The 23347-nt window shown below is 40.6% G+C and carries 17 protein-coding genes and 8 pseudogenes; 12 read left to right on the top strand and 13 right to left on the bottom strand.

The window, feature by feature from the left end:
• Positions 1-234: 234 nt before the first annotated feature.
• Positions 235-342: pseudogene (locus tag MTX11_RS16635) on the top strand (site-specific integrase); the annotation flags it as partial.
• Between the two features lie 64 nt (positions 343-406).
• Positions 407-1482 (top strand): IS3 family transposase gene (locus MTX11_RS13035; protein ID WP_243475292.1). Its coding sequence is split into 2 segments (ribosomal slippage): positions 407-659 and positions 659-1482, totalling 1077 coding nucleotides; the frame shifts between segments, so codons are not numbered across the junction.
• A 168-nt stretch (positions 1483-1650) separates the two neighbouring features.
• Here MTX11_RS13035 and MTX11_RS13030 read toward each other — a convergent pair.
• From MTX11_RS13030 to MTX11_RS13010, 5 genes are all read right to left on the bottom strand, one after another.
• Positions 1651-4317 (bottom strand): excinuclease ABC subunit UvrA, encoded by a 2667-nt coding sequence (locus MTX11_RS13030; protein ID WP_086044950.1) that lies wholly within the window; start codon positions 4315-4317, stop codon positions 1651-1653.
• A 42-nt stretch (positions 4318-4359) separates the two neighbouring features.
• Complete coding sequence (locus MTX11_RS13025; RefSeq protein WP_155768697.1) at positions 4360-4518, bottom strand: hypothetical protein; 159 nt, start codon at positions 4516-4518, stop codon at positions 4360-4362.
• Between the two features lie 93 nt (positions 4519-4611).
• On the bottom strand, positions 4612-5589 hold the full coding sequence (acuI, locus tag MTX11_RS13020; RefSeq protein ID WP_243475291.1) for an acrylyl-CoA reductase (NADPH): 978 nt from the start codon (positions 5587-5589) through the stop codon (positions 4612-4614).
• 81 nt (positions 5590-5670) lie between these two features.
• Positions 5671-6315 carry a TetR/AcrR family transcriptional regulator gene (locus MTX11_RS13015; protein WP_076755140.1) on the bottom strand — a complete coding sequence of 215 codons (645 nt, stop codon included), beginning with the start codon at positions 6313-6315 and terminating at the stop codon, positions 5671-5673.
• A 341-nt stretch (positions 6316-6656) separates the two neighbouring features.
• The gene (locus MTX11_RS13010; RefSeq protein ID WP_004779974.1) at positions 6657-7556 is read right to left on the bottom strand and encodes a LysR family transcriptional regulator; all 900 of its coding nucleotides are present in this window, start codon (positions 7554-7556) and stop codon (positions 6657-6659) included.
• A 101-nt stretch (positions 7557-7657) separates the two neighbouring features.
• Between MTX11_RS13010 and MTX11_RS13005 the strand changes: the two genes are divergently transcribed.
• The 8 genes and pseudogenes from MTX11_RS13005 to MTX11_RS12965 all read left to right on the top strand — a co-directional run.
• Positions 7658-8101, top strand: coding sequence for a CidA/LrgA family protein (locus MTX11_RS13005; protein ID WP_034706843.1), 444 nt, complete (start codon positions 7658-7660; stop codon positions 8099-8101).
• A 2-nt stretch (positions 8102-8103) separates the two neighbouring features.
• On the top strand, positions 8104-8787 hold the full coding sequence (locus MTX11_RS13000) for an LrgB family protein (protein ID WP_076755144.1): 684 nt from the start codon (positions 8104-8106) through the stop codon (positions 8785-8787).
• 238 nt (positions 8788-9025) lie between these two features.
• Positions 9026-9187: pseudogene (locus tag MTX11_RS12990) on the top strand (IS1/IS1595 family N-terminal zinc-binding domain-containing protein); the annotation flags it as partial.
• 29 nt (positions 9188-9216) lie between these two features.
• Positions 9217-9797: pseudogene (locus tag MTX11_RS12985) on the top strand (IS3 family transposase); the annotation flags it as partial.
• A gap of 107 nt (positions 9798-9904) precedes the next feature.
• Entirely contained in the window at positions 9905-10333 is a 429-nt protein-coding gene (gene tnpA / locus MTX11_RS12980; RefSeq protein WP_243475290.1) for an IS66-like element accessory protein TnpA, read from the top strand.
• Between the two features lie 41 nt (positions 10334-10374).
• Positions 10375-10701, top strand: a complete 327-nt coding sequence (gene tnpB / locus MTX11_RS12975; RefSeq protein ID WP_243475289.1) for an IS66 family insertion sequence element accessory protein TnpB — start codon at positions 10375-10377, stop codon at positions 10699-10701.
• 124 nt (positions 10702-10825) lie between these two features.
• Positions 10826-11979: pseudogene (gene tnpC / locus MTX11_RS12970) on the top strand (IS66 family transposase).
• Positions 11980-12010: 31 nt separating this feature from the next.
• Positions 12011-12377: pseudogene (locus tag MTX11_RS12965) on the top strand (HipA domain-containing protein); the annotation flags it as partial.
• Between the two features lie 29 nt (positions 12378-12406).
• On the opposite strand, the gene MTX11_RS12960 reads toward MTX11_RS12965, so the two are convergent.
• The 4 genes and pseudogenes from MTX11_RS12960 to fruB all read right to left on the bottom strand — a co-directional run.
• On the bottom strand, positions 12407-14089 hold the full coding sequence (locus MTX11_RS12960) for a fructose-specific PTS transporter subunit EIIC (RefSeq protein ID WP_243475288.1): 1683 nt from the start codon (positions 14087-14089) through the stop codon (positions 12407-12409).
• Positions 14090-14093: 4 nt separating this feature from the next.
• Positions 14094-15026, bottom strand: coding sequence for a 1-phosphofructokinase (gene pfkB / locus MTX11_RS12955; protein ID WP_243475287.1), 933 nt, complete (start codon positions 15024-15026; stop codon positions 14094-14096).
• A 7-nt stretch (positions 15027-15033) separates the two neighbouring features.
• Positions 15034-16683: pseudogene (ptsP, locus tag MTX11_RS16680) on the bottom strand (phosphoenolpyruvate--protein phosphotransferase); the annotation flags it as partial.
• 86 nt (positions 16684-16769) lie between these two features.
• Positions 16770-17898, bottom strand: a pseudogene (gene fruB / locus MTX11_RS16675) (fused PTS fructose transporter subunit IIA/HPr protein); the annotation flags it as partial.
• Positions 17899-18226: 328 nt separating this feature from the next.
• Here fruB and MTX11_RS12945 point away from each other — a divergent pair.
• Positions 18227-18376 (top strand): annotated as a pseudogene (locus MTX11_RS12945) (VF530 family DNA-binding protein); the annotation flags it as partial.
• A 353-nt stretch (positions 18377-18729) separates the two neighbouring features.
• On the opposite strand, the gene lldD reads toward MTX11_RS12945, so the two are convergent.
• The 4 genes from lldD to MTX11_RS12925 form a co-directional block, all read right to left on the bottom strand.
• On the bottom strand, positions 18730-19875 hold the full coding sequence (gene lldD / locus MTX11_RS12940) for an FMN-dependent L-lactate dehydrogenase LldD (protein ID WP_004282143.1): 1146 nt from the start codon (positions 19873-19875) through the stop codon (positions 18730-18732).
• Between the two features lie 3 nt (positions 19876-19878).
• Positions 19879-20622 carry a transcriptional regulator LldR gene (gene lldR, locus MTX11_RS12935; RefSeq protein ID WP_004282146.1) on the bottom strand — a complete coding sequence of 248 codons (744 nt, stop codon included), beginning with the start codon at positions 20620-20622 and terminating at the stop codon, positions 19879-19881.
• Between the two features lie 17 nt (positions 20623-20639).
• Positions 20640-22304 carry an L-lactate permease gene (lldP, locus tag MTX11_RS12930; protein WP_004282148.1) on the bottom strand — a complete coding sequence of 555 codons (1665 nt, stop codon included), beginning with the start codon at positions 22302-22304 and terminating at the stop codon, positions 20640-20642.
• Positions 22305-22528: 224 nt separating this feature from the next.
• Complete coding sequence (locus MTX11_RS12925) at positions 22529-22681, bottom strand: hypothetical protein (protein ID WP_373886141.1); 153 nt, start codon at positions 22679-22681, stop codon at positions 22529-22531.
• 288 nt (positions 22682-22969) lie between these two features.
• Here MTX11_RS12925 and MTX11_RS12915 point away from each other — a divergent pair, with 288 nt between their 5' ends.
• On the top strand, positions 22970-23203 hold the full coding sequence (locus MTX11_RS12915; protein ID WP_225554309.1) for a hypothetical protein: 234 nt from the start codon (positions 22970-22972) through the stop codon (positions 23201-23203).
• The last annotated feature ends 144 nt before the right edge of the window (positions 23204-23347 follow it).

Here is a 23347-nt window from a genome sequence, read left to right as displayed (position 1 = left end):
GTCCATGGTGATAAAAACCATCATAAACCAGACATTTTTATTGGTGAGAATATAGACACTTTAAATGGGTTCTAACACACTGATTTCGTATAATATTGATTATGTTAAATGACTTATACCTGATAATAACTTCATATCTTATTTTATTAAACGAAAATTCAATAACTTAAATAATTTCAATTTCATTTGTAAAATATAATATGTTGACCTCAAGAATACTTCATAAACTTTACTATGTTTGCTTTAAAAACACTTCATTTGGAAAAGAAAGTTTCAAACGAAAATCAAATTATTCTTTTGTTTGATCTGGATTCATCATGTCCATGTTTGTACCCAGTAATCCCTCCTAAAAACAATAGGACCTAAAAGTAGAATTTTCTCTTAAAGTATAGGCAGGAGATTCTGCATGAAAACATCTAAATTTACTGACAGTCAGATCATGTCCATTTTGAAACAGGCGGAGTCTGGCACACCTGTAGTCGCCCTTTGTCGTGAACACGGTATGAGTAATGCGACCTTCTATAAATGGCGTGCCAAATATGGCGGTATGGATACATCATTAATGGCAAAACTCAAAGAACTGGAAGCAGAAAATACCAGACTTAAAAAGATGTATGCTGAGGAACGCTTAAAGGCAGAGATCATTCAGGAAGCGATGGCAAAAAAGTGGTGAGGCCATCTTGCCGACGTAAGATGCCACAACAGGCAGTTGCCCACTATGCGATTAGCATTCGTTTGGCTTGCCGAGCATTTAGTATCAGTGAAACCTGCTACCGTTATCAATCCAAGTTAAACGATGACAATACATTAATTGCAGAACAGCTCATTGAGCTCACTGAAGAAAATACAGATTGGGGTTTTGGTCTGTGTTTCTCTTATCTACGTCATGTTGAAAACCATGTTTGGAATCATAAACGTGTTTATCGGATTTACTGTGAGTCAGCACTGAATCTGCGCATTAAACCGAGAAGAAGACTAAAACGGCATGCACCAGAACCACTGAAAGAGCCGATCCGGGAAAATCAGGTCTGGTCACTGGATTTTATGCATGACCAGCTGATCGATAGTCGTAAGTTCCGATTGTTGAATGTGATTGATGATTACCGTCGAGAAGGTTTAACTATTGAAGCAGAATTCTCATTACCCACGATCAGGGTTATTCACACATTGAATCAGTTATTGGAATGGCGAGAAAAACCGTTAGTTATTCGGTGTGACAATGGCCCGGAGTTTATCAGTCACGAATTTGTACGCTGGGCAACTGAACAAGGTATTCGTATTGAATATATTCAACCAGGTAAACCACAGCAGAATGCGTATATTGAACGCTATAATCGGACTATACGTTATAGTTGGCTGAGCAAACATTTATTTGATACTTTGGATGAAGTACAAGATTATGCAACAAACTGGCTGTGGCATTACAACCATGAAAGACCACACCAAGCAAACAAAGGAAGGCCACCTCTAATGGCTGCTTAACCTCTACTTTTAACTTCAGTTATTTATGGGAGGATTACCGTTTGTGCAACAAAGCCCTTAGTTGAAAAAAACTTTTAGATTTCATGCTCACACACCACCTAAAACAAAAAATATCTGATTGATTTTACAGGCTTTTAATTTAAGGATTTATTCTACCCACTCGTAATATCAACGTTTAGTATCACGACTCACTAACTCATTAACTAAATATGGAGCAGTACGGCTATCTTGATTTTCTGTTATTTGTTTTGGTGTTCCTGCCACAACAATATTCCCACCAGCATTTCCAGCACCTGGTCCCACATCAATCACCCAATCTGCTTGTGCAACGGCACGCATATCATGCTCAATCATAACCACGGTATTACCCGCATCGACTAATCGCTGCAATTGAACTAACAATCGATCTACATCTGATGGATGCAAACCTGTAGTTGGCTCATCAAGTATATACAGTGTATTTCCACGCTGATTGCGTTGCAGCTCGGTCGCCAATTTAATACGTTGCGCTTCTCCACCAGATAGTTCAGTCGCTGGTTGCCCTAAACGTAAATAACCAAGGCCAATTTCCTTTAATAATTGTAGTGAACGAGCAATCGAGACCTCTCCATCAAAAAAATCACGTGCTTCATTGACGGTCATTCCTAATACTTCAGCAATATTACGTCCATTCCAGCGAATTTTCAGAGTGTCATCATTATATCGAGCACCATGACATGTCGGACAAGGGGCATATACACTTGGCATAAACAATAACTCTACACTGACAAAGCCTTCACCTTCACAAGTTTCACATCGCCCTTTAGCCACATTAAACGAAAAACGTCCAGCATCATAATGAGCTTGGCGAGCTTCAGGAGTCCCAGCAAATAACTTTCTAACATGATCAAATAAACCCGTATAAGTTGCCAGATTAGAACGTGGAGTACGGCCAATTGGTTTTTGATCAACCTGTACCAGACGCTGTATAGCCTCCACATCACCAGCCAGAGAACCCTGTGTAACCTCGTTAACCAACATTCCTTCATTTAAAGGATTATTTTCATTATTGTTTTCAGTTTCAGACTCATTACCTAAATATGAAAGTACTAACTCGGGTAAAGCTTGAGAAACGAGACTAGATTTACCTGAACCTGAAATACCTGTAACTGCTGTAAGTACACCAAGAGGTATACGAGCATCAATATTATGCAGGTTATGTCGGTAAATATTGTTAAGTTCAAGCCAACCAGAGGGTGTACGTCCATAACTTTGAGTAACTGGGATTTTATTAAATAAATAACTTGCAGTACGTGAAGCTGAAATCTCACTTAAACCCTGAGGTACTCCACTATATAAAATATTACCACCTTGCTCTCCTGCATCTGGTCCAACATCCACTAACCATTGAGCACGACGCATGAGCTCTAAATCATGCTCTACAACAAATACGGAGTTTCCAGCGTCTCTTAATTTATCGAGAGAATCATATAATGACTGACTATCTGAAGGATGTAATCCAGCAGACGGTTCATCCAGTACATAAACTACACCAAATAGCATAGAACTTAATTGTGTTGCTAAACGCAAACGTTGTAACTCTCCCGCTGAAAGAGTCGGTGTGGCTCTATCTAATGTTAGATAACCAAGACCTAACTGGCGTAATTGATTTAAACGCCCCACCACACCATTTGCTAAACGCTGGGCAGCAATTTTCTTTTCATCTGAAAGTGCTGACGTACGTCTTACATCTGGAGATACAGAATGCACTGCTCTACCTGTTGTTGCTCGTTCAGATCTATCAAGTTGGGTTACTTTATTATTAGTCTTTTCTCCAGCATCATGAGCGTCGAAATTGCCAAGAACAATGGGCTCAAGCAGGCAAGTTAACTTATCCAAAGAAAGTTGCATAAACTCACCAATATCTACTCCAGCAAAGGTAATAGATAAGGCTTCTGGTTTAAGGCGTTTACCATGACAGGAAGGGCATATTTTTCCTTCCATAAAACGTGAAACACGTTTTTTCATCAACGTACTTTGGGTATTAGCAAAAGTATGAAGGACATAGCGACGAGCACCAGTGAAAGTGCCCATATAGCTGGGTTCTAGTTTACGTTTAAGTGCAGATTGAGTCTCAGCGGGGCTTAAACCAGCATAGACAGGAACTGTTGGGGTTTCTTCAGTAAATAAAATCCAGTCTCTATCCGATTGCGGTAAATCTTTCCATGGTCGATCAACATCATACCCTAGGGTTACTAGGATATCGCGTAAGTTTTGCCCGTGCCAAGCAGGTGGCCATGATGCGATAGCTCTCTCACGAATACTGAGTGTTGGGTCAGGAACCATTGTCGATTCTGTAACTTCATAAATGTGACCTAAACCATGACAGGTAGGACAAGCACCTTGAGGAGTGTTCGGTGAAAAGTCCTCGGCATATAACATTGGCTGATCGGCAGGATATGCACCAGCACGTGAATAAATCATTCGCACGAGACTTGATAAAGTTGTTACACTTCCAACAGAAGAACGGGTATTACTTGCACCACGTTGTTGTTGCAATGCTACTGCTGGTGGTAGACCATCAATAGCATCAACATCTGGTACTCCGGCCTGATCTATTAAGCGTCTTGCATAAGGTGCAACAGATTCGAAATATCTTCTTTGTGCTTCAGCAAAAATAGTTCCAAAAGCAAGTGATGATTTTCCTGAACCCGATACACCTGAGAAAACAACAAGTGCATTTCTTGGGATAGAAACATCTACATCCTTAAGGTTATGCTCACGTGCACCTCGAACTTCAATACAATTATTAGATAAAGTAATGTTATTGTGTTCACCAAAAGAATGTATTTTCATGTTTCTACGAGCCTGTAAATTATTTTGTGTAAGTCCCATTTTTTATAAATGATCTTTTAATCGATCATCGAACTGAATCGTAAAACAATTCATTGCTAAACTAATACCTTTAAATATGGCTGTCATTTGGTTTAAATCTTCAGGAGTTTTTAAACCTTTAGCTAATTCAGCTGCCATACTTTTGATTGTAGCTTCATCCATGTGAAGTACCTCTTTTTATTATCCTCAGTAGGATAAATGAAAATTAAGTACTTACACAAAATTTAGAACAGTCCCACAACTCATTTTGTTGAACTATATCTGTACAACAACTCTACCTCGAATTTTTCCATCTAAAATTTCATTTGAAATATTTAAAGCATCTGTTAACTGAATTTCAGTCGTTACTGTTTCTAATTTTGTTTGATCTAATTCTGTAGCCAAACGTTCCCATGCTTCTTTTCTTAATTCGATTGGTGCCATCACGCTATCAATTCCATATAAGGTAATCCCTCTTAGAATAAATGGAGCAACTGTTGCTGGAAAATCCATTCCGCCTGCCAAACCACACGCAGCAACTGCACCACGATATTTTGTACTAGCACATGCATTCGCTAAAGTATGGCTACCAACAGTATCAATCACGCCAGCCCAAACTTCTTTGTTTAATGGCTTTCCTGGGGAAGATAATTTAATACGATCAATAATTTCACTCGCACCTAGATAGGTTAAATATTCTGACTCTTGAGGTCGACCAGTTGAAGCTGTAATCTCATAACCAAGATGATTCAAAATAATAATGGCAATACTTCCTACTCCACCATTTGCACCTGTCACTAGAATTTTTCCATCACTTGGTTTAATACCATGTTTTTGTAAAGCCATGACACACAACATTGCGGTATAACCTGCTGTACCAATAACCATCGTATCTTTAAAAGAAAAAGCAGAAGGTTTTTGTATGAGCCAATCACCAGAAACAGTGACTTGCTCGGCTAGTCCTCCAAAATACTTTTCACCCACTCCCCAACCATTCAGTAGAACTTCATCTCTTTCTTTCCATGCTGGATGTTTTGATTCAATCACAACACCCGAAAAATCGATGCCTGGGGTCAAAGGAAAACTACGCACCACTGGTGAACGCCCAGTAATGGCTAAAGCATCTTTATAATTGAGTGTTGAATATTTGACTTCGACTCTAACCTCTCCTTCTTGTAAAGGCTTTGATGCAATCTCAGTAATTTGTGATGTGTAACCAGCTTCATCTTTAGTAATTACAATACCTTTGTACATAGAACTTCCTCTCTATTTAATTAGACTGCTTGTCTAGAATTAATTAAAAAATAAATACAGACATCTGCATTTATTTTTTAATTAACTTTTTATGTGATTTTGTTGTTTTACAGCTAAAGTAAACAAGCGATAAAATGCATCTAAGGGACTTGTTGATTTGACCAAACGTGCTCTTAGAACTGCACCTTCCCACCCAATCCAAAACTGATAAGCAGCTTCATCGCAATCAGCTAGGCTATATTGTGAATTTGACTGATGTAGGCAATCAGAAACTAATTTCTCCCATACCTTAAAGATACTTTCGATTCGGGCAATGATTCCTTGTGGCAAATACGACACTTCTTGTCCTAAGTTACCTAAAATACAACCTCGTTTAAAATCATATTTTTGCATTTTTTCACCCGCATCTTTTACAAAATTTTGCAGCTTTTCTAGTGGGGAAAGATCAGTTTGACTTAAAAACTTATTTAATCGCTTTACAAAATAAAGTTCATAAGCATCTAAGACTTCTAAAATAAAAGCCTCTTTATTTACAAAATAATGGTAGAAAGACCCTTTAGGTACTTGGACTGATTTCATGAGATCGTCCAAGCTCATAGCATTCATTCCACGTTCGGTCAGTAACTCGATACCTCGGTGGATTAAAACTTCTTTAGTGTCTGCATAGTTACAACCGTGTTTGGTTGGTCGACCACGTGGTCTTTTGGGTGAGGAAGAATAATTCATATAATAAAAATAGACTATGTGACTAGAAATAACAACAATAAGATTATCTGATTGAAAAATTTTATCTAAACGTCATCTAGTTCTCTTTTTTCACAGTACCTACTCATTCATATAAATGCTCTTAAAAATCCTATAAGTTCATGAACTAATTTTTATAAATTTCTATTATTTTTCTTCAAAATATTGAAATTAATAAATATATTGTAAAAATAATTTATAAACTAGATTTTAGGTAAACATAAGTTAAATGGACCTAAATTCCTTAATGCGATAGAACCGATGAATTAAACAGCCAAAACTGATTGTAACGACAATCAAAAACTGGTTGTAAAAGCATTGAACTAAAAGTGAATTTTCTGTTTATGATCTTTTACAATATTTAGCCATGCTCTAGTTGCAGGACTCATTGCTATAGTCGTATTCCAGGCCATACTTAAAGTCCAATTTAAACCTGGATTTTCCAATACGGCAGTGTTGAATTTTTCCTGATCTAATTGCTGGCAATATATTTGAGGAAGTAATGCGATTCCCATATTTGATTCAACCATTTTTGCAATAAAGTCCCATTGACTGCTTTTACAGACAACTTTAGGTTCAAAACCTACTGTATTTGCTGCTTTAATAATCATACTATTCAAAGTAAAGGTATCAGAAAATAATAGAAAGGATTCTTCTTTTAATTCGATCAAATTTACAGTTTTCCTATTTCTCCACTGTGAATCTTTTATGGATAGTAAGCACATAGCTGAATCAACAACTGGGATTGACGCAAAAGTCGGTCGAAAATTACCAAGTAAAATACCAACATCAATACGTTTATCTGCAATTGCTTCCTCAATACTATTTGAGCCTACCTCTAAAAAACTAAGCTGTATATCCGGATGTTGCTTATGAAATAAGGCAATAAGTGAACTAAATAAGACAGAACCTAATGGTGGTAAACCTAAAGTCAGTTTACCCTTTTTAAGTAACTTAACTTGCTCAATCGTGTTATATATTTTTTCATGTTCTGACAGTATGTTTAATGCATGCTGATAAATCAGTTCGCCTGTATAAGTCAGTACGACTTCACGTTTTCTTCCTGCTTCACCTTTTTTAAATAGTGCTGTTCCCAACTCTTCTTCTAAGCTTTTAATGATCTTGCTTAAAGTCGGTTGCGTCATAAACAAGCGTACTGCAGCTAAACTAAAACTCTGGCTATTAACAGTTTCAACAAAAATTTTAAGTGATTTTAGATCCATAAATTATTCCAATATAGAATAATATTTATAAAATTATTCATTATTTCACATATGTACAGCATATAAAATTACCTTATCTTCAAAATCAAGCTGTGATATTAATGCCTGTACAAATCGAACATCCGACCCGATTCAAATATATCAGTAAAATCATTTTGCAAATCAGTTTATTACTTGCTTTCTGGTGGATTGGCAGCATACTTCAATCCTTATTTAAACTTCCAGTATCTGGTGCAGTGATCGGGCTTTTTATTGTTTTAACAGGTTTATTGACTGGATTTTTTAAACTTGAATGGATCAAGAGTGGCTCCGATTTTATTTTGGGTGAATTGGTTTTATTCTTTATTCCCTGTTTTGTTGGACTAATTAAATATAAACATCTTTTTTTAACAGAAGGCTGGCAATTAATATTTGCTGTTATTCTGGGCACCATTTGTGTCATGGTGGTTACAGCATATAGTGTACATCTTGGCTTTCAGTTTGAAAATAAAATCAAGAATAATCGCTCCCAATCTCTGCGTAATATAGATCAGGATGGAAAATAATCATGACTTTAATCGCCATTGTTTGTCTGATTTCAACTTTACTTTTTTATACTGTCGTAAAAAAAATCCATCAAAAATATCCTTATCTGATTTTATCACCAGCGATACTACCCCCTATCCTTCTGATTATTTTAATCTTATCTTTGAATATATCCTATGATACGTATATGCAAGATAACCAATGGATTGTCTGGATGTTAGGCCCTGCAACAGTCGCCTTTGCCATTCCAATTTATGAATACCGTGAAATAATCAAAACACATCTACTTTCTATCAGTATGGGCGTGGTGATAGGGATGCTAGCAGGAATGATCAGTTCATTTTATTTGGCTAAGCTGTTTAATTTTGATCAGTCAACGACCTATAGCTTAATGGCGCGTTCCATTTCTACACCTTTTGCAATGGAGTTGAGCAGTCATATAGGTGGCTCTGTCGAACTGGTTATTTTGTTTACCATGATTACTGGTGTTATAGGTATGATCATTGGTGATATTGTGCTAGCCGCCTTACCGTTAAAATCTCATTTTGTCATGGGTGCATCTTTGGGCAACGCAGCACATGGATTTGGAACGACTAAAGCCTATAGTCGTGATAAAGAAGAAGGGGTGATTGCCAGCTTAACAATGGTACTTGCTGGTATTTTTATGGTTTTGGTAGGTCCTTTTCTGGTTCATCTGCTTGTATAGTTTGGTTCTGTCGTATTAAGGAATTTAGCTACATTCAAGATAGTGGTGATTATATGAATGCAAAAATGCGAGCTTATACCTCCCATTTTAGTCTTTAATTCACTTTTTCGCTTCGTCATAAACTATGCTATCAGCTCGTTTTCTAACGGTGTTCAGCAAGATAACTACCTAATCATCTTCGGTGGTGTTTCAAAAAGTATGCTGAAAAAAACAGGTTGGCTTTTGATAAGATAGTGAGATGCAAATAACACTAGAAATCAAATGTCCAACCTGTCTAAGTGACGGTGTAAAGAAAAATGGCCTCAAACTATATGGCAAGCAAAACTATCAATGCAAAAACTGCAAGCGTCAGTTTATTGGTGATCATGCTCTTAGTTATCGAGGTTGTCATTCTGGTATAAATTGTAGTGTTCCGATGAAAGAACCCAAATATACCCTGAAGAATTCAAAATTGAAGCAGTAAAGCAAGTTACTGAGAAAGGTCATAGTGTAGCTGAAGTTGCTGCACGTTTAGGGACCACCACCCATAGTCTGTATGCCTGGATTAAACGTTATGATCCACAGCAACCCAGGACAACAGAGTTTAATGACCCAAGTTCAGAGTTAGCAAAGTTGAAAAAAGAGCTGCAAAGGGTTACAGAAGAAAGAGACATCTTAAAAAAGGCCGCGGTGTACTTCGCAAGCCAGTCCAAATGAGGTACGCCTTTATTCAGGACAACCAGCATATATGGCCTGTTCGTCGTTTATGTTCAACTTTAGATGTTCATCACAGTGGTTATTACGCATGGTTAAAGCAACCCACCAGTAAAACTGCCAAGAAACGGCAACAGCTTTCAGGACTGATTAAACAGTTCTGGTTGGAATCTGGCGGAGTCTATGGTTATCGCAAGATTCACTGTGATTTGAAAGATGTTGGCGAAAGTTGCGGGATCAATCGGGTACATCGGCTCATGAAGGCGAATGGTCTCAAATCACAGCGTGGCTATCGCAAACCTAGAACTCATGCAGGTACTACTCCAGCTGTCGTTGCTGCAAAGTAAGCGTCCGCTGAATCCCACTTTTTCTAACTCATTAATACCGCGATAGTGTCCACTAAATTTTAAGTGGACACCTATTTATGGATTTAAAGACAGTTATAGACAGCACACCAACGCTAAAAAAGCCTCGTCGAACCTTCACGGCTGAATTTAAACATCAACTTATTCAGCAATGCCAGCAGCCAGATACATCAGTGGCCAAGGTCGCAATGCAACATCAGATCAATGCCAATCTGTTGCATAAATGGATTCGTCAATCCAGATCAATACCCCCTGCATTAACAACCCCATCTAGCCCACAGACTGACTTTCTTCCGGTCATGCTTCACCCGACTCCAGCCAAACAAGACGCACCTCCGCCACCTGTGCCGGAGAAGAATACTGTCGCTCATATCAGAATTCCACTGCATCAGAAACAATGTTCTGCAAGAGATCAGGTGATCGAAATCGAATGGCCAGTGGAATCGGCCAAGGAGTTGCTGCTTTTACTTCAGGGCTTGATCAAATGATCCGTATCGATGAAATCTGGCTCTCTACCTAGCCGATGGACATGCGTGCGGGTATGGATACGGCTATGGCGCAGATCATGAAAGCCTTTGGCTCAATCAAACCGCATTGCGCCTACCTGTTCTGTAATAAACGTGGCCATCGTATGAAAGTGCTGGTGCATGATGGGCTGGGCATCTGGCTATGTGCCCGACGGCTGGAACAGGGAAAATTCCACTGGGCTAAAGTTCACCAAGATGAAACCGTGACCCTCAGCCCGGAGCAGTTACAAGCACTGATCTACGGTTTAACTTGGCAAAGAATCGGTCTGCAGCAAGTGGTAACAATGCTCTTAATCGAACTCATCCATTCTGCTATTCTCCAAACATGATCTCAACCATACTGCAGTCATGAAAATGCTGCCTGATTTAAACCAACTGACCCATGAACACCTGCTGGAATTTATCCGACAGTTGGCGCTGCAGCATCAGTCTTTAGCATAATCAAAACAACAACTGGAACAATCAAATCAGCAATTAGATTCTAAAGTTAAATCTCTCTCTAATCTCAATCAAAAATACGAGCATGAACTTTTGCAGTTTAAACGGCATAAGTTCGCCCAGAAGAATGAATACTTAACGGCCAAACAAATCCACCTCTGGGATGAAGCGGTTGAAGAAGATATTGCCGCGGTTGATCTGGAACTGGAACGGCTGAATGCAGCTAAAACCGATGCAGCGACACAGAAAGCCCCAGCCAACAAACCTAAACGTCGACCGCTACCTGATCATCTACTCACTCTGCGTATTGAGCACGAACCTGCCTCAACGCAATGCAGCTGTGACAGCTTGTACTGCAGCAACAGGTGCTGCATGCCAATGAAACACCGGTCACCATCATGCAGATGGGTGAGAATGAGAAAAAACCGAAGAAAGGTTATGTCTGGGCCTATGCCACCACACAGTACAATCTACTTCAGGCGGTGATCTATGACTTTCAGGATAAGCATGCTGAAGAGTTCCTGAAAGACTGGCAAGGCCATCTGGTCTGTGATGATTATGGTGGTTATAAAGCACGCTTTAAATCAGGCCAGATCATTGAGGTGGGCTGCATGGCCCATGCACATCTTAAATTCCATGAACTGCATGTGACCGGGAAAAGTCAGGTCGCTGAACAAGCATTAGTGATGATTCAGAAACTGTATGCCATAGAAGCAGAACTCAGGAAAAAGACCGATGGTACAGCGCAACACCGTCGCGAATACCGGCAACAACATAGCCAATCGGTGATGCAACAACTATATGAATGGCTCAACCAACATTATCTGACGGTGCCGTCGAGTTCTCCAATCGCCAAGGCGATCAATTACACTCTGAAGCGTTGGCCAGCTTTAAGTCGCTATTTGGATGATGGCAATCTACCGATTTGCAACAATTGGGTCGAAAATCAAATGCGTCCCTGGGCATTGGGACGCAAGGACTGGTTGTTTGCTGGCTCGCTACGCAGTGGTCAGCGAGCTGCGAATGTCATGACCCTGATTCAGTCAGCAAAGCTGAATGGGCTAGATCCGTATGCCTATTTAAGTGATGTGCTGAAAAGGTTGCCGACACATAAAGTGACCCAGATTGAAGAATTACTGCCACACCGCTGGAAACCCAACTCAAATTAAAAAATAGCGGTGGGGTTCAGCGGACGCTTACGCTGTTTTCAATGTAGTATTCAATAATCGAGATGATCATTGCAAAAACTTTTCATTTCTGATGTCCCAAAATGGGCAATGGAAACTCGCCCCTGCCTATGATGTTACTTTCTGTGAAGGACCAGGGGATATCATCAAATGGATATCATGGGTAAGGCACTGGATATTCCTCGACAAGCTCTTGTGAAACTTGGTACTCAGGAAGCGGAACTTTGTGTCCAAGAAGTCGATGAAATTATTGGCTCGATTTGTAAGGTTGCAATCCGATTCAGCAATATCGCTCATGACCTATTACCTGGACAAATTCAAGCAGAGACTCTCCAACTGGTCCAAAATAGGATTGAGCAAATATTCATTTATTGCACTAAATAGCTTTCACAAAGCTTCTATGAAGGGCTTATTCTAACCGTTGTTTTATCACGGCATAAGCTACACCAGTCACCACACTTCCAATCGCAATCGCCAATAAATATTTTAATGGATAATTCATCGCATTCGGAATGATCAGTACCATTACACCGCCATGAGGAGTGACTAGTTCACATTTAAATAATGCAACCAAAGCCCCAGTTACAGCACCACCTGCGATCGCGCATGGAAGCACTCGAATCGGGTCTTTGGCAGCAAACGGAATAGCCCCTTCCGAGATGAAACATAGGCCCAGAACTACAGCAGCCTTCCCTGCATCTTGCTCAGGTTTGGCAAATTTATGCTTTGCCAGAAAAGTTGCAATTGCCATACCCAATGGCGGTACCATACCCGCAGCCATGGTAATCGCCATCGGTCCGTATGTTTGTGACGTAAGTAAGCCCACCGTAAAGGCATAAGCCGCTTTATTTATTGGCCCCCCAACATCAATACACATCATACTCCCAAGGATAATCCCCATGATCATGGCATTGGTCGTCCCCATATTGGCAAGGAAGTGTGTGAGTAATTCAAACAATTGTGCAACAGGCTGTCCAACCACATAAATCATGATTAAACCAACAGCTAAACTGGCCAATAGTGGAATAATCAAAATTGGTTTTAATGCTTCTAGGCTACTTGGGAGTTTAAGCTGTTTCGATAAAAATAACGCAATATAACCTGCAATAAAACCTGCAACTAATCCACCGAGAAAGCCTGCCTCTAATTGTGTTGCAAGTAAACCGCCAATCAAACCTGGAGTTAAACCCGGACGATCCGCAATAGAATAAGCAATGTAACCTGCCAGCATAGGTACCATAAGAGTAAATGCTGCAGCACCTATTTGCTTTAAGGATGCGGCAAAGCTTCCTTCAACAGGATTGAGGCCAAACATAAACGAGATGGCAATGATCAAACCGCCCGCCACCACCATCGGCAGCATGAAAGACACCCCTGTTAAAAGGTGTTTATAAATTCCAGTTTTTTCTTTGTTTTCATTTTCTGTCTTAGTGGCTGTTTGCTTACCCGTTTCAAGCACTTTGGCTTCAGCAATTGCGTTTGCAAAAGTCTTATCCGTTTGCTTAAGGGCAAATCCTGTAGTGCAGCGATATACGCGTTTGCCTACAAAGCGATCTGTATTGACCTCAATATCCGTTGCTAAGATCACCACATCTGCTTTGGCAATACTTTCTGCCGATAAAACATTTTTAGCCCCAACCGATCCTTGGGTTTCAACATCAATCTGATAACCGTGCTTTACTGCACCTTGTTGTAAGGCTTCGGCCGCCATAAACGTATGCGCAACACCAGTTGGACATGCTGTAATGGCGACAAAGCGTGTAACCCCTACATTGGCTGCAATAGTTTCATCTAAAGCATCTGAATGCTCAAGAACTTGTTGCAAAAGCATGATCGCATCGTGTTGCGCGTTATTCAAACCAATGACTTTCACAACCTTGTCACGCAGTTGAGTCGCATCTGCCGACTTCTGTCCAACAAAAACAACCGTATCAATAACATTTGATAAATCGAGATGCTCAACTGATGTCGCCACATCATTGGAAATACCAAGTGCTGTTGCTGCTTTGGACAGTTTTTTGGCCAAAATCACTGCATTAATCGGCTGCTCGGGACTATGTGGCACAAATAAAATATGTTTTATCTCTTGCATCGTATTAACTCAATGATTGGACTGAGATTTGCGATTTCAAATCTTCAATAACAGCAAAGTCTGGAAGAGCAAACCCAATTTGGGTCACAGCGTTGCTCGCAATTGCGGTTGCTGTTTTCAATGTTTCTTCTGGGGAAGTTGAACTCAACAAGCCATGAATCATACCTGCCAGCAAGGAATCTCCCGCACCCACCGTACTTTGGACGGTGACCTTCGGTGCAGTAGCATGCAGGGATTGCGTGCGGTGAAGCCAGTTAACCCCGTTTTCACCCATCGAGACCACAATATGTTCGATCTGACTATTTAAACTGGCAAAAAGATGCTGCTGTTCTGCAAACGTTTCTGCTGGCAAATGGTAGGTTTCCGTCAACTCATCTGTATTCGGCTTGATCAACCAAGGATGCGCAGCAATTGCTGCTTTCAACGCAACACCACTGGTATCTACTGCGACTTTTTTTCCAGCAGACTGTAACCATAGAATCAGTGTTGAAAGCTCTTCTGCAGAAAAACCTTGTGGCAAACTGCCTGCAATCACAATCACATCAACCTCTAAAATCAGTTGAGATAGGCGTTCACGTAATTGTTGTTTTGCTGAGGTATCTACAAAAAAGCCCTTGCCATTGATGTCAGTCATCCGACCAGAAGCTTCTGCAACTTTAATGTTTTGTCGTGTTTGACCTGCAACATAAATAAATTGGTTATCAAATTGCTCTTGCTGGATATGATGGTCAAAAATTTGACGGTTTTCTTGCCCCAAAAAGCCACTCACAATCAGTTCATGTCCCAAATCCTTAAGGACCTGTGCCACGTTTAAGCCCTTACCTGCTGCATGGCTTTGGGCTGTTAACTGACGATTGACCTCGCCAACTTTTAGTTGATCCAATTGCACGGTGAGGTCAATTGCAGGATTCAGAGTAATGCTTAATATCTTAGCCATTCGGTAATTACTCCACCAATGCACGTACGGCAGACGCACTGTCACAACTTAAGGCTTGCTGTGCGACCTGTTGGCAATTTATATAGTTCAAACCACGAATTTGCGCCTTCACCAATGGAATACTGGTACTCGACATACTCAACTCATCCACGCCCAAGCCTATCAATACAGGCACAGCTTTTGGATCAGCAGCCAATTCACCACAAATGCCCACCCATTTACCATGCTGATGTGCTGCCCGAACAGTTTGATCAATCAATAGCAAAATACTCGGATGTAAGCCATCAGCTTCGGCAGACAATAGTGGATGACCACGGTCAATCGCCAGAGTATATTGAGTCAAGTCATTGGTTCCAATACTAAAAAAATCAACTTCTTGAGCAAGAATTGGAGCCAACAATGCTGCCGCAGGAACCTCAATCATAATACCGACTTGTAAGTTTTCACATGGATGCTGTATGCGAACCTCATCCAAAATTGCTTTTGCTGCTCGCCATTCTTCAACCCGCCCAATCATAGGAAACATAATTCTTAATGGGCGATTATCCGCTGCTTTAAGTAAAGCAACCAATTGTTGACGTAGCAACTCTGGCTTACGTAAAGTCAGACGAATACCACGTAAGCCCAAGAATGGATTTTCTTCCTTTTCAATAGGCAAATACGGCAAAGGTTTGTCCCCGCCCACATCAAGTGTACGTACCACCAATGGACGACCCGCCAAAGCATCTAACACCACCCGATAATCGGCTTCTTGTGTAGCCTCATCAGGCGCACTGCTGTGTGACATAAAGACCAATTCTGTGCGTAGCAAACCAATTGCTTCTGCCCCATCGGCCACAGCCTGTATCGTAGCGCCCACTTTGCCAATATTGGCTGCGATTTCAACTTGATGTTGATCCAGTGTCATGGCAGGTTCTAAACAATGCTGTTCCGCTTGTTCTCGCAACTCACGCTGGCGTTGGCGCTCTGCAATGGCATGATCAATCTGACTTTGCTCGGGTGAGACCACATACTCACCAGTATCCCCATTAATTAGTACTGTGGCATGGTTCTCAATATTTAAAACAGCTACACCCGCACCTACGACTGCTGGAATAGCCAGAGCACGTGCCACAATAGCACTATGGGCACTCGCTCCACCAACCGCGGTCAAAATGCCTGCAACACGATCTTTATTCAGACGCGCTACATCACTCGGGCCAACATCATGCATAATTAAGATATAAGGTTGCTCGGGTTCTGTGACATCGGCCACACCGCACAAAACAGCCAAAACTCGCTCACCAATATCCCTTAAATCAGCCGCACGCTCTGCAAGTAAACGATCGCTAAGTGCAGCCTGTGCGGTAGCAGCCACTTCAATATGATCATGCCAAGCTGCAGCAGCAGACAACCCCTGTTTTAAACCGCGTTGTACACTTTGGAGGAGGTCTGGATCATCCAGCATTTCCAAATGTGCCATGAAGATCTGCTTAATGGCAGTAGATTCAGTATGTGCAATGAATTGACGTAAGCTATTTTTCACCTGATGAAGCGCAATTTCAAGCTTTTCATTCTCAGCTTTAAAACTCTGTCCGCGACGTTCATAACTAAATTCATGTGGCTTCACCACATGTGCAGGACCAAAAGCAAGGCCAGTTGATGCCGCAATACCGCAGCTACCCGTATCGCCATGTGATTCAAAAGGCATTAATTCCAAAGTATTTACGACTGGGTCACTACTGCTGTGCTGATGAGATACAAGATCAACAGCTTCAACCTCTTCTCCTAAGCCCTGTTGAACTGCATCAATAATCTGTTCTAAGCCTGCTACAGCATCAGTATCAGGTTGTGCAATAAAAGTCAGAGTTTGACCACGACGACATCCCATGGCTAATAATTTGGTTAAACTTTTTGCCGAAACGTAAGCCCCCTCATCTACAGCAACGAGAATATCCCCTGCAAATTTCTTGGTCATATTGACCAAGTGTGTCGCGGGACGCGCATGTAGACCATGAGCGTTAGCTAAGACAATACGACGAGATGGCCAATCAGGAATCAGTTCAGCACCAATTAACTGCGCCAACTGGTGACTATCTTGTTCTTGGTTAAGGGTATGAACTTGTTCAGTATCAAACAAAATATCCATTAACCGTTGAAACCGTTGCATATCCAGTTGCTCATTACTGGCAATACACACCAAAGTCTTGAGCATTTCCTGCTGATGGCTTAAAACCTGTTCCGCTTTTACCAAACTTACAGCTGGGCTCAAAACATGCTGGTTAGAAGTGATCGACCACACTCCCTCCCCTAAATGAATCATGCTGTTTAGGTTTAAACCCGACAGAAAACCACACTCCACCATTTTTTGCTGTTTCAGCAACTGTGTTGCCTGCCAAATCAAATCTTCTACATCAAGTGCGGGAACTTGAGTGGCGATTAAATTTTCATGCAATGCCAAAGATGCGGGTTGGGCTTGTAATAATGCAATAATTTGCTCTGCAGATTGAGCCTGTTTCACTTGATCAGCGACATCGTTAATTAAAGCCCGCGTCAAAATTTGTAAGACTTGCAAATGCTCATCTGATTTCGCAGCAATCACTACTGCTAAATAAATTTTATTTTCACCGTCCCAAACAACTCCTTCAGGAAAGTGCGCCAGACGAATCCCAGTTTTTAAAATAGATTGGCGAGACTGAGGCGTCCCATGCGGAATGGCAATTCCTTGTCCTAAATACGTTGCACTTTGTTGTTCGCGCCCGGTCAACCCATGAATATAATCAGGTGTAACCAACTGGTCTTCGACCAAGATATCGACTAGACATTGCAACGCTTGTGCTTTATCAGTGGCGTGTTGTTTCATTCGAATATGTTGTATATCTAGCGCGAGCATAAAGCGTCCTTGCAAAATAGCATAGTGAAAAGCTATGCCTTTTTACTGGAGAAAAAATAAAAGTCGAATTCTACTCAGGATTTACACAAAAATCTGTATATTTTGATTTTATCTTGATAATCATTATTACGACGCAATTAAGAAACGACGAGATTCTCCAAAGCCCAGTGTTGCGATAGTTGGGTTTAGTTCTAATTGAACCGCTCTATCTCTGATTTCAGGGGTATATTTAGGTTTTTCATCGGATCACTACGCTTCGCTACGTCTTGCGAAGCAATGCGTCTCATCTCAGAAAGTTTGGTCTCCGACAAACCCGGTACGGTTCAGTTTAAGTCGTAAAATTGAAGTTAGATGTTTTTGCATAGATCCAAGTGTTAAATCATCATTGCGATTCTTGCGTACCACACCCTAGGCACGTGAAAAAGTAGAAAGCTTATATTTGTACGTGTTACGTCAAAAAGCAAAACAGAAACCGTAGCCCCAGGCAACACCCCTCTCATCATAAAATTATACCAGTCAGTAAAATACCTTTAGATTAAGCATATGTATGTTGGTTATTATTGTTGATTATCACAATAAATTAGTGCCCAAAAATCAAATTACCCCACCCTAAATTAAATTACACCACACAAAATAAAAACTCTATATAACTGTTATATATAGAGTTTACTAACATACCAATTATGTTATTTAGTGTATTTTATGTTGGTGACTCTTACCAAGGTTGGTTTTTTTCAAAAGAAAGCTTTGTTTACCCAAATTATTTAGATAAGAATCTCTTTTTCCAAAGGAAAGTTGGCAAAGCCTTAGTAATGTGAGTAATTAAATCGCTTACTCTTTCTCTAGCTTGACCAGGCAATCCGATGTAATATCTGCAATGGTTCTTGCACCAGTCAATGTCATTGCCACACGCATTTCTTTCTCAATCAAATCTAGTAAATTACTTACCCCAGAACCGCCGGCAGCACCAAGTGCGTATACAAATGCACGACCAAGCATACAAATATCTGCACCCATAGCCAACATACGTACCACATCAAGACCGTTACGAATCCCTGAATCTGCTAAAATTTTGATGTCACCTTTGACCGCACTTGCGATTGAAGGAAGCGCACGAGCAGAAGACAAAACACCATCAAGCTGACGACCACCGTGATTGGAGACCACAATTCCATCTGCTCCGAAACGTACTGCATCCTTGGCATCCTCAGGATCTAAAATCCCCTTAATAACCATGGGACCCTCCCAATAATCACGAATCCACTCAAGATCTTTCCAAGAAATTGAAGGGTCAAAGTTATTTCCCAGCCAACCGATATAATCTTCCAGACCTGTCGGCTTACCTAAATATTTCGAAATGTTACCCAAATCATGCGGACGACCCAATAAACCGACATTCCAAGCCCAGTGTGGGTGCATACACGATTGCATATAACGACGTATTGCAGCATTTTTACCACTCATTCCTGAATGTGCATCACGATAACGCGCACCTGGAACAGGCATATCGACTGTGAATACTAAGGTAGAACAGCCTGCGGCTTTAGCACGTTCCAAGGCATTTTTCATAAAACCACGGTCACGTAGTACATACAGTTGAAACCACATCGGACGTTGAATTGCAGGTGCCACTTCTTCAATTGGACAAACTGAAACTGTTGATAAGGTAAATGGAATGCCCTTTTTATCTGCGGCAACCGCGGCTTGAACTTCACCACGACGCGCATACATACCCGTTAGACCTACAGGTGACAATGCCACTGGCAACGCCAAATTTTCACCAAACAATTGCGTTTCTAAGCTCAGCTCAGACATGTCATTTAACACACGTTGACGTAAAGCGATTTTTGATAAATCGTCTACATTACGCTTTAAAGTATATTCCGCATAGGCACCACCATCGATGTATTCAAATAAAAATGGCGGTAAACGACGTTTCGCAGCTTCACGATAGTCATTTGCAGAAGAAATAATCATAACTTATGTCCTATTTAATCGACTCGAACGTTGACGACGAGCTTCTTCTTCATCGATCATACGTACGCGTTGAACAACAAATTCAATATGCCCACAAGCTGCCTTACGTGCAGTCTCTGAGTCTTGACGTTCAATTGCGTCCATCACCTCAAAATGCTGGTCATGCAATTGTTCAAAATGTTGTGGTGTGGTGTAAACTTTACGTCGCCCTAACATCACGTTGTCTTGCAATAAATCAAACAAACTACGCATCATTTGGATCAGCACTAGATTGTGGGATGCTTCTGCAATCGCCAGATGAAAATTCGCATCCGCTATTGCTGCGTGGGCATCATCACCTAAAGCCTGAAAATGGCTAATCTGCTCAAAACATTGACGAATATTGATCAAATCACTGGGTGTGGCACGTTGTGCGGCATACCATGCTGTACCACCTTCAAGCACCATACGAGCTTCTTGTACATCAAAACGATATTCAGGATCCTGATCCATCAAACCGGATAATGGCTCAACGATTTGATACTGTGACCAATGTGCAGGCAACTGCTTTAAATAGGTGCCTGCACCCGCTTTGCTCTGAATAATCCCTGCGGTAATCAGTTGTTGAATCGCCTCACGTAAAGAGCTACGAGACACACCTAACTGTTCACAGAGTTGGCGTTCAGCAGGCAATCGCTCTCCGACTTGCACATTATTTTTTTCAATCAACAGACGTAAACGCTGTACCACTTTGTCGGAGACTTTCATTTTTTTCCTTGACCCGTTTACGGAATCATCCACGGGAAAACATAAGCTTGTAAGGTCACAATAATACCAATCATCACCGTAAAGATAATGCTGTGTTTTACTGTAAATCTAAATAAATCAGATTCTTTACCAACTAAACCCACTGCTGCACAAGCAATCGCGATTGATTGAGGGGAAATCATCTTACCTGTTACTCCACCACTGGTATTGGCAGCAACTAACAAGACTTCAGGCACACCGATTTGCTGTGCTGTAGTTGCTTGTAACGCTGAAAACAATGCGTTAGCTGAAGTATCTGAACCTGTAAGAAACACTCCAACCCAACCCAAGAATGGTGAGAAGAAGGTGAAAGCCTGACCCGTATGTGCCAGTGCTAAAGCAAGCGTTGCTGACAGACCTGAATAGTTTGCAATGAACGCAAAAGCCAGTACCATACCAATCGAATAAATTGGGGTTTTTAGTTCATTCACGGTTTCAAAGAATGTCGAAACTGCCTCTTTAGGTTTCATGTTTAAATAAATAATCGTGATCAATGCCGCCAATATAATCGCCGTACCCGTTGCTGATAACCAATCAAACTTATAAATCGCATCATAATCTTTAATTTCAGGCACGACAGGTGGTAGCTTTTGAATCAATTGATGCAAATACGGCACTTTAATTGAAACTACTAAATCACTTAATGGGCCGTCCTTAACAAATAAATCTTTAAAAGGTTTGATGCTCCAGATCGTCACCATTGCTGTAAGTATCAGAAATGGAGACCAGGCTTTGGCTATCTGTGCCACACTATATTGTTTACGAGCTTGCTTGATAATAGTTTCATCTACCTGTATATTTTTATCCTCAAAAAGAAAAATATGTTTTGGTTTCCAATACTTAAGTAAGATAGTTAAACTGATTAATGATGCAATTGCAGCAGTGATATCGGGTAACTCAGGCCCAACAAAATTTGATGTTAGATATTGCGCTAAAGAAAAAGATAAGCTGGCAACTAAAATAGCAGGCCAAGTTTCTTTAACCCCACGCCAACCATCCATGATTGCCATGATCCAGATCAATACAATTGGCACCATAAAGGGTAACTGACGACCAACCATTTGACTGATTTCCATGGTGTCAACACCTGAAACCTGCCCAGCGACAATGATCGGAATTCCCATTGCACCAAAAGCAACAGGTGCAGTATTAACTATCAGGCATAGCCCAGCCGCATATAAAGGCTTAAAGCCGAGTCCCACCAACAGTGCCGCAGTAATTGCGACGGGCGCACCAAAACCTGCCGCACCTTCTAAAAACGTACCAAAAGCAAACCCAACTAATAGCATTTGCAGACGTTGATCTTCTGTAATTGACAGAATAGACGAACGAATAACATCAAACTGTCCTGTTTTTACTGAAATCTTATATATAAAAACTGCACCGATAATAATCCATGCAATTGGCCACAGGCCGTAGAAGAATCCATAGACCATTGATGCTAATGCCATTCCAATTGGCATTTTGTATAAAAATAATGAGACCAGAAAGGCTAAAAAAACGGTAATTGTAGCGGCTACACTACCCTTCATGCGAAAAATAGCTAACGCTAAAAAAAAGAAAATAATTGGAACTAGCGCAATAGCACTCGAAATCCAGATATTGCCTATAGGATCATAAATTTGTTGCCACTGTTGAAGCATTGTCTACTCCTTGAAATGCTTAACTACTAGATTGAACAGTTTATTGTACTTAAACACTAAATTGGTATGACCAATTTAGTGTTTAAGAGATAAAATGTGCATTTTGTATTGGCGATATTAGTAATATTAGCCCAAAAACACAATATAAAAGATTTAATTTATTTTTTGGTATGACCAATTTTTATAATCTCTTAAAATTTTATATATTAGATTTCTTTCATAATTCACTTTTTACTCAGCTCAAAATTATGGATTCCCACAATTAAATTAAATCTTAATCCTAGTCTTTTGCCAGGGTTGCGATATCGCTCGGCAAGGATTTTGAAGGTTTTCAAAGTTCCAAATACCTGTTCAATCCCAATTCTTCTTTTATTGATTTCTTGGTTATAAAGTTTTAGCTCGAGATCTGGTTTTTAGTGCTTTTTTGCTTTTAATGGCCATAAACTATTTGGATACAATGTATAAATCCCTTGATAGCCTTTATTTGCAAGAGGCTTTGTTGCACAAACCTACCACTGAAAGCTTCTTGGGGAATATAATTTCTAAATGAAGAGGTCTGCACCCAAGATCTATCGTACAACCAGTTGATCTACCTACAATAAAGCCTTGCTCAGTCAAGGAAATATATCAATTTGGTTTGATTCAGCCATCCAATGGTCGCTCGATTGACTCAACAACTGCCGATGCAAAACTTGGATGAAAATGTACTAGCCCAACAACTTCATTCCACCAATCAAGAGCAGTTGATTGCCTATAAAGTGTCTTTATTTGGCTCTGACGTCAGTGTCGTTCAGCATGTGGTAGCAAAAACCCGAGGTGCACCGAAAGATTTAAGCCACCAAGTAGTTGGCTTTAGTACAAAGCAACAAGGTGAGGCTCAGTTATGTGTTACGTCGTGAGGATATTCAAGTGGTGGTAGCAGAGCGGATGTTCCTACGTGGATAATTGCTCAAAAAGATTTTATAATCGGTATTAATACCAATAATTTTGTCTTTATTGCTATGTATAGACTTAATCGTTTTGATTATTCGTCGAGAGCTTAA

The sequence above is a fragment of the Acinetobacter lwoffii genome (assembly GCF_022809915.1).
GTDB classification, from domain to species: Bacteria; Pseudomonadota; Gammaproteobacteria; order Pseudomonadales; family Moraxellaceae; genus Acinetobacter; species Acinetobacter lwoffii_M.
This window is presented reverse-complemented; position numbering and strand designations above follow the sequence as displayed.

Coding starts and splice junctions, on each gene's coding strand:
- MTX11_RS12960 (WP_243475288.1), bottom strand. CDS start 14,089: ATGCAAGAGATAAAACATATTTTATTTGTGCCACATAGTCCCGAGCAG.
- pfkB (WP_243475287.1), bottom strand. CDS start 15,026: ATGGCTAAGATATTAAGCATTACTCTGAATCCTGCAATTGACCTCACC.
- MTX11_RS13005 (WP_034706843.1), top strand. CDS start 7,658: ATGCCTGTACAAATCGAACATCCGACCCGATTCAAATATATCAGTAAA.
- acuI (WP_243475291.1), bottom strand. CDS start 5,589: ATGTACAAAGGTATTGTAATTACTAAAGATGAAGCTGGTTACACATCA.
- lldD (WP_004282143.1), bottom strand. CDS start 19,875: ATGATTATTTCTTCTGCAAATGACTATCGTGAAGCTGCGAAACGTCGT.
- MTX11_RS13025 (WP_155768697.1), bottom strand. CDS start 4,518: ATGGATGAAGCTACAATCAAAAGTATGGCAGCTGAATTAGCTAAAGGT.
- tnpB (WP_243475289.1), top strand. CDS start 10,375: ATGCGTGCGGGTATGGATACGGCTATGGCGCAGATCATGAAAGCCTTT.
- MTX11_RS13000 (WP_076755144.1), top strand. CDS start 8,104: ATGACTTTAATCGCCATTGTTTGTCTGATTTCAACTTTACTTTTTTAT.
- tnpA (WP_243475290.1), top strand. CDS start 9,905: ATGGATTTAAAGACAGTTATAGACAGCACACCAACGCTAAAAAAGCCT.
- lldP (WP_004282148.1), bottom strand. CDS start 22,304: ATGCTTCAACAGTGGCAACAAATTTATGATCCTATAGGCAATATCTGG.
- MTX11_RS13030 (WP_086044950.1), bottom strand. CDS start 4,317: ATGAAAATACATTCTTTTGGTGAACACAATAACATTACTTTATCTAAT.
- MTX11_RS13015 (WP_076755140.1), bottom strand. CDS start 6,315: ATGAATTATTCTTCCTCACCCAAAAGACCACGTGGTCGACCAACCAAA.
- MTX11_RS13010 (WP_004779974.1), bottom strand. CDS start 7,556: ATGGATCTAAAATCACTTAAAATTTTTGTTGAAACTGTTAATAGCCAG.
- lldR (WP_004282146.1), bottom strand. CDS start 20,622: ATGAAAGTCTCCGACAAAGTGGTACAGCGTTTACGTCTGTTGATTGAA.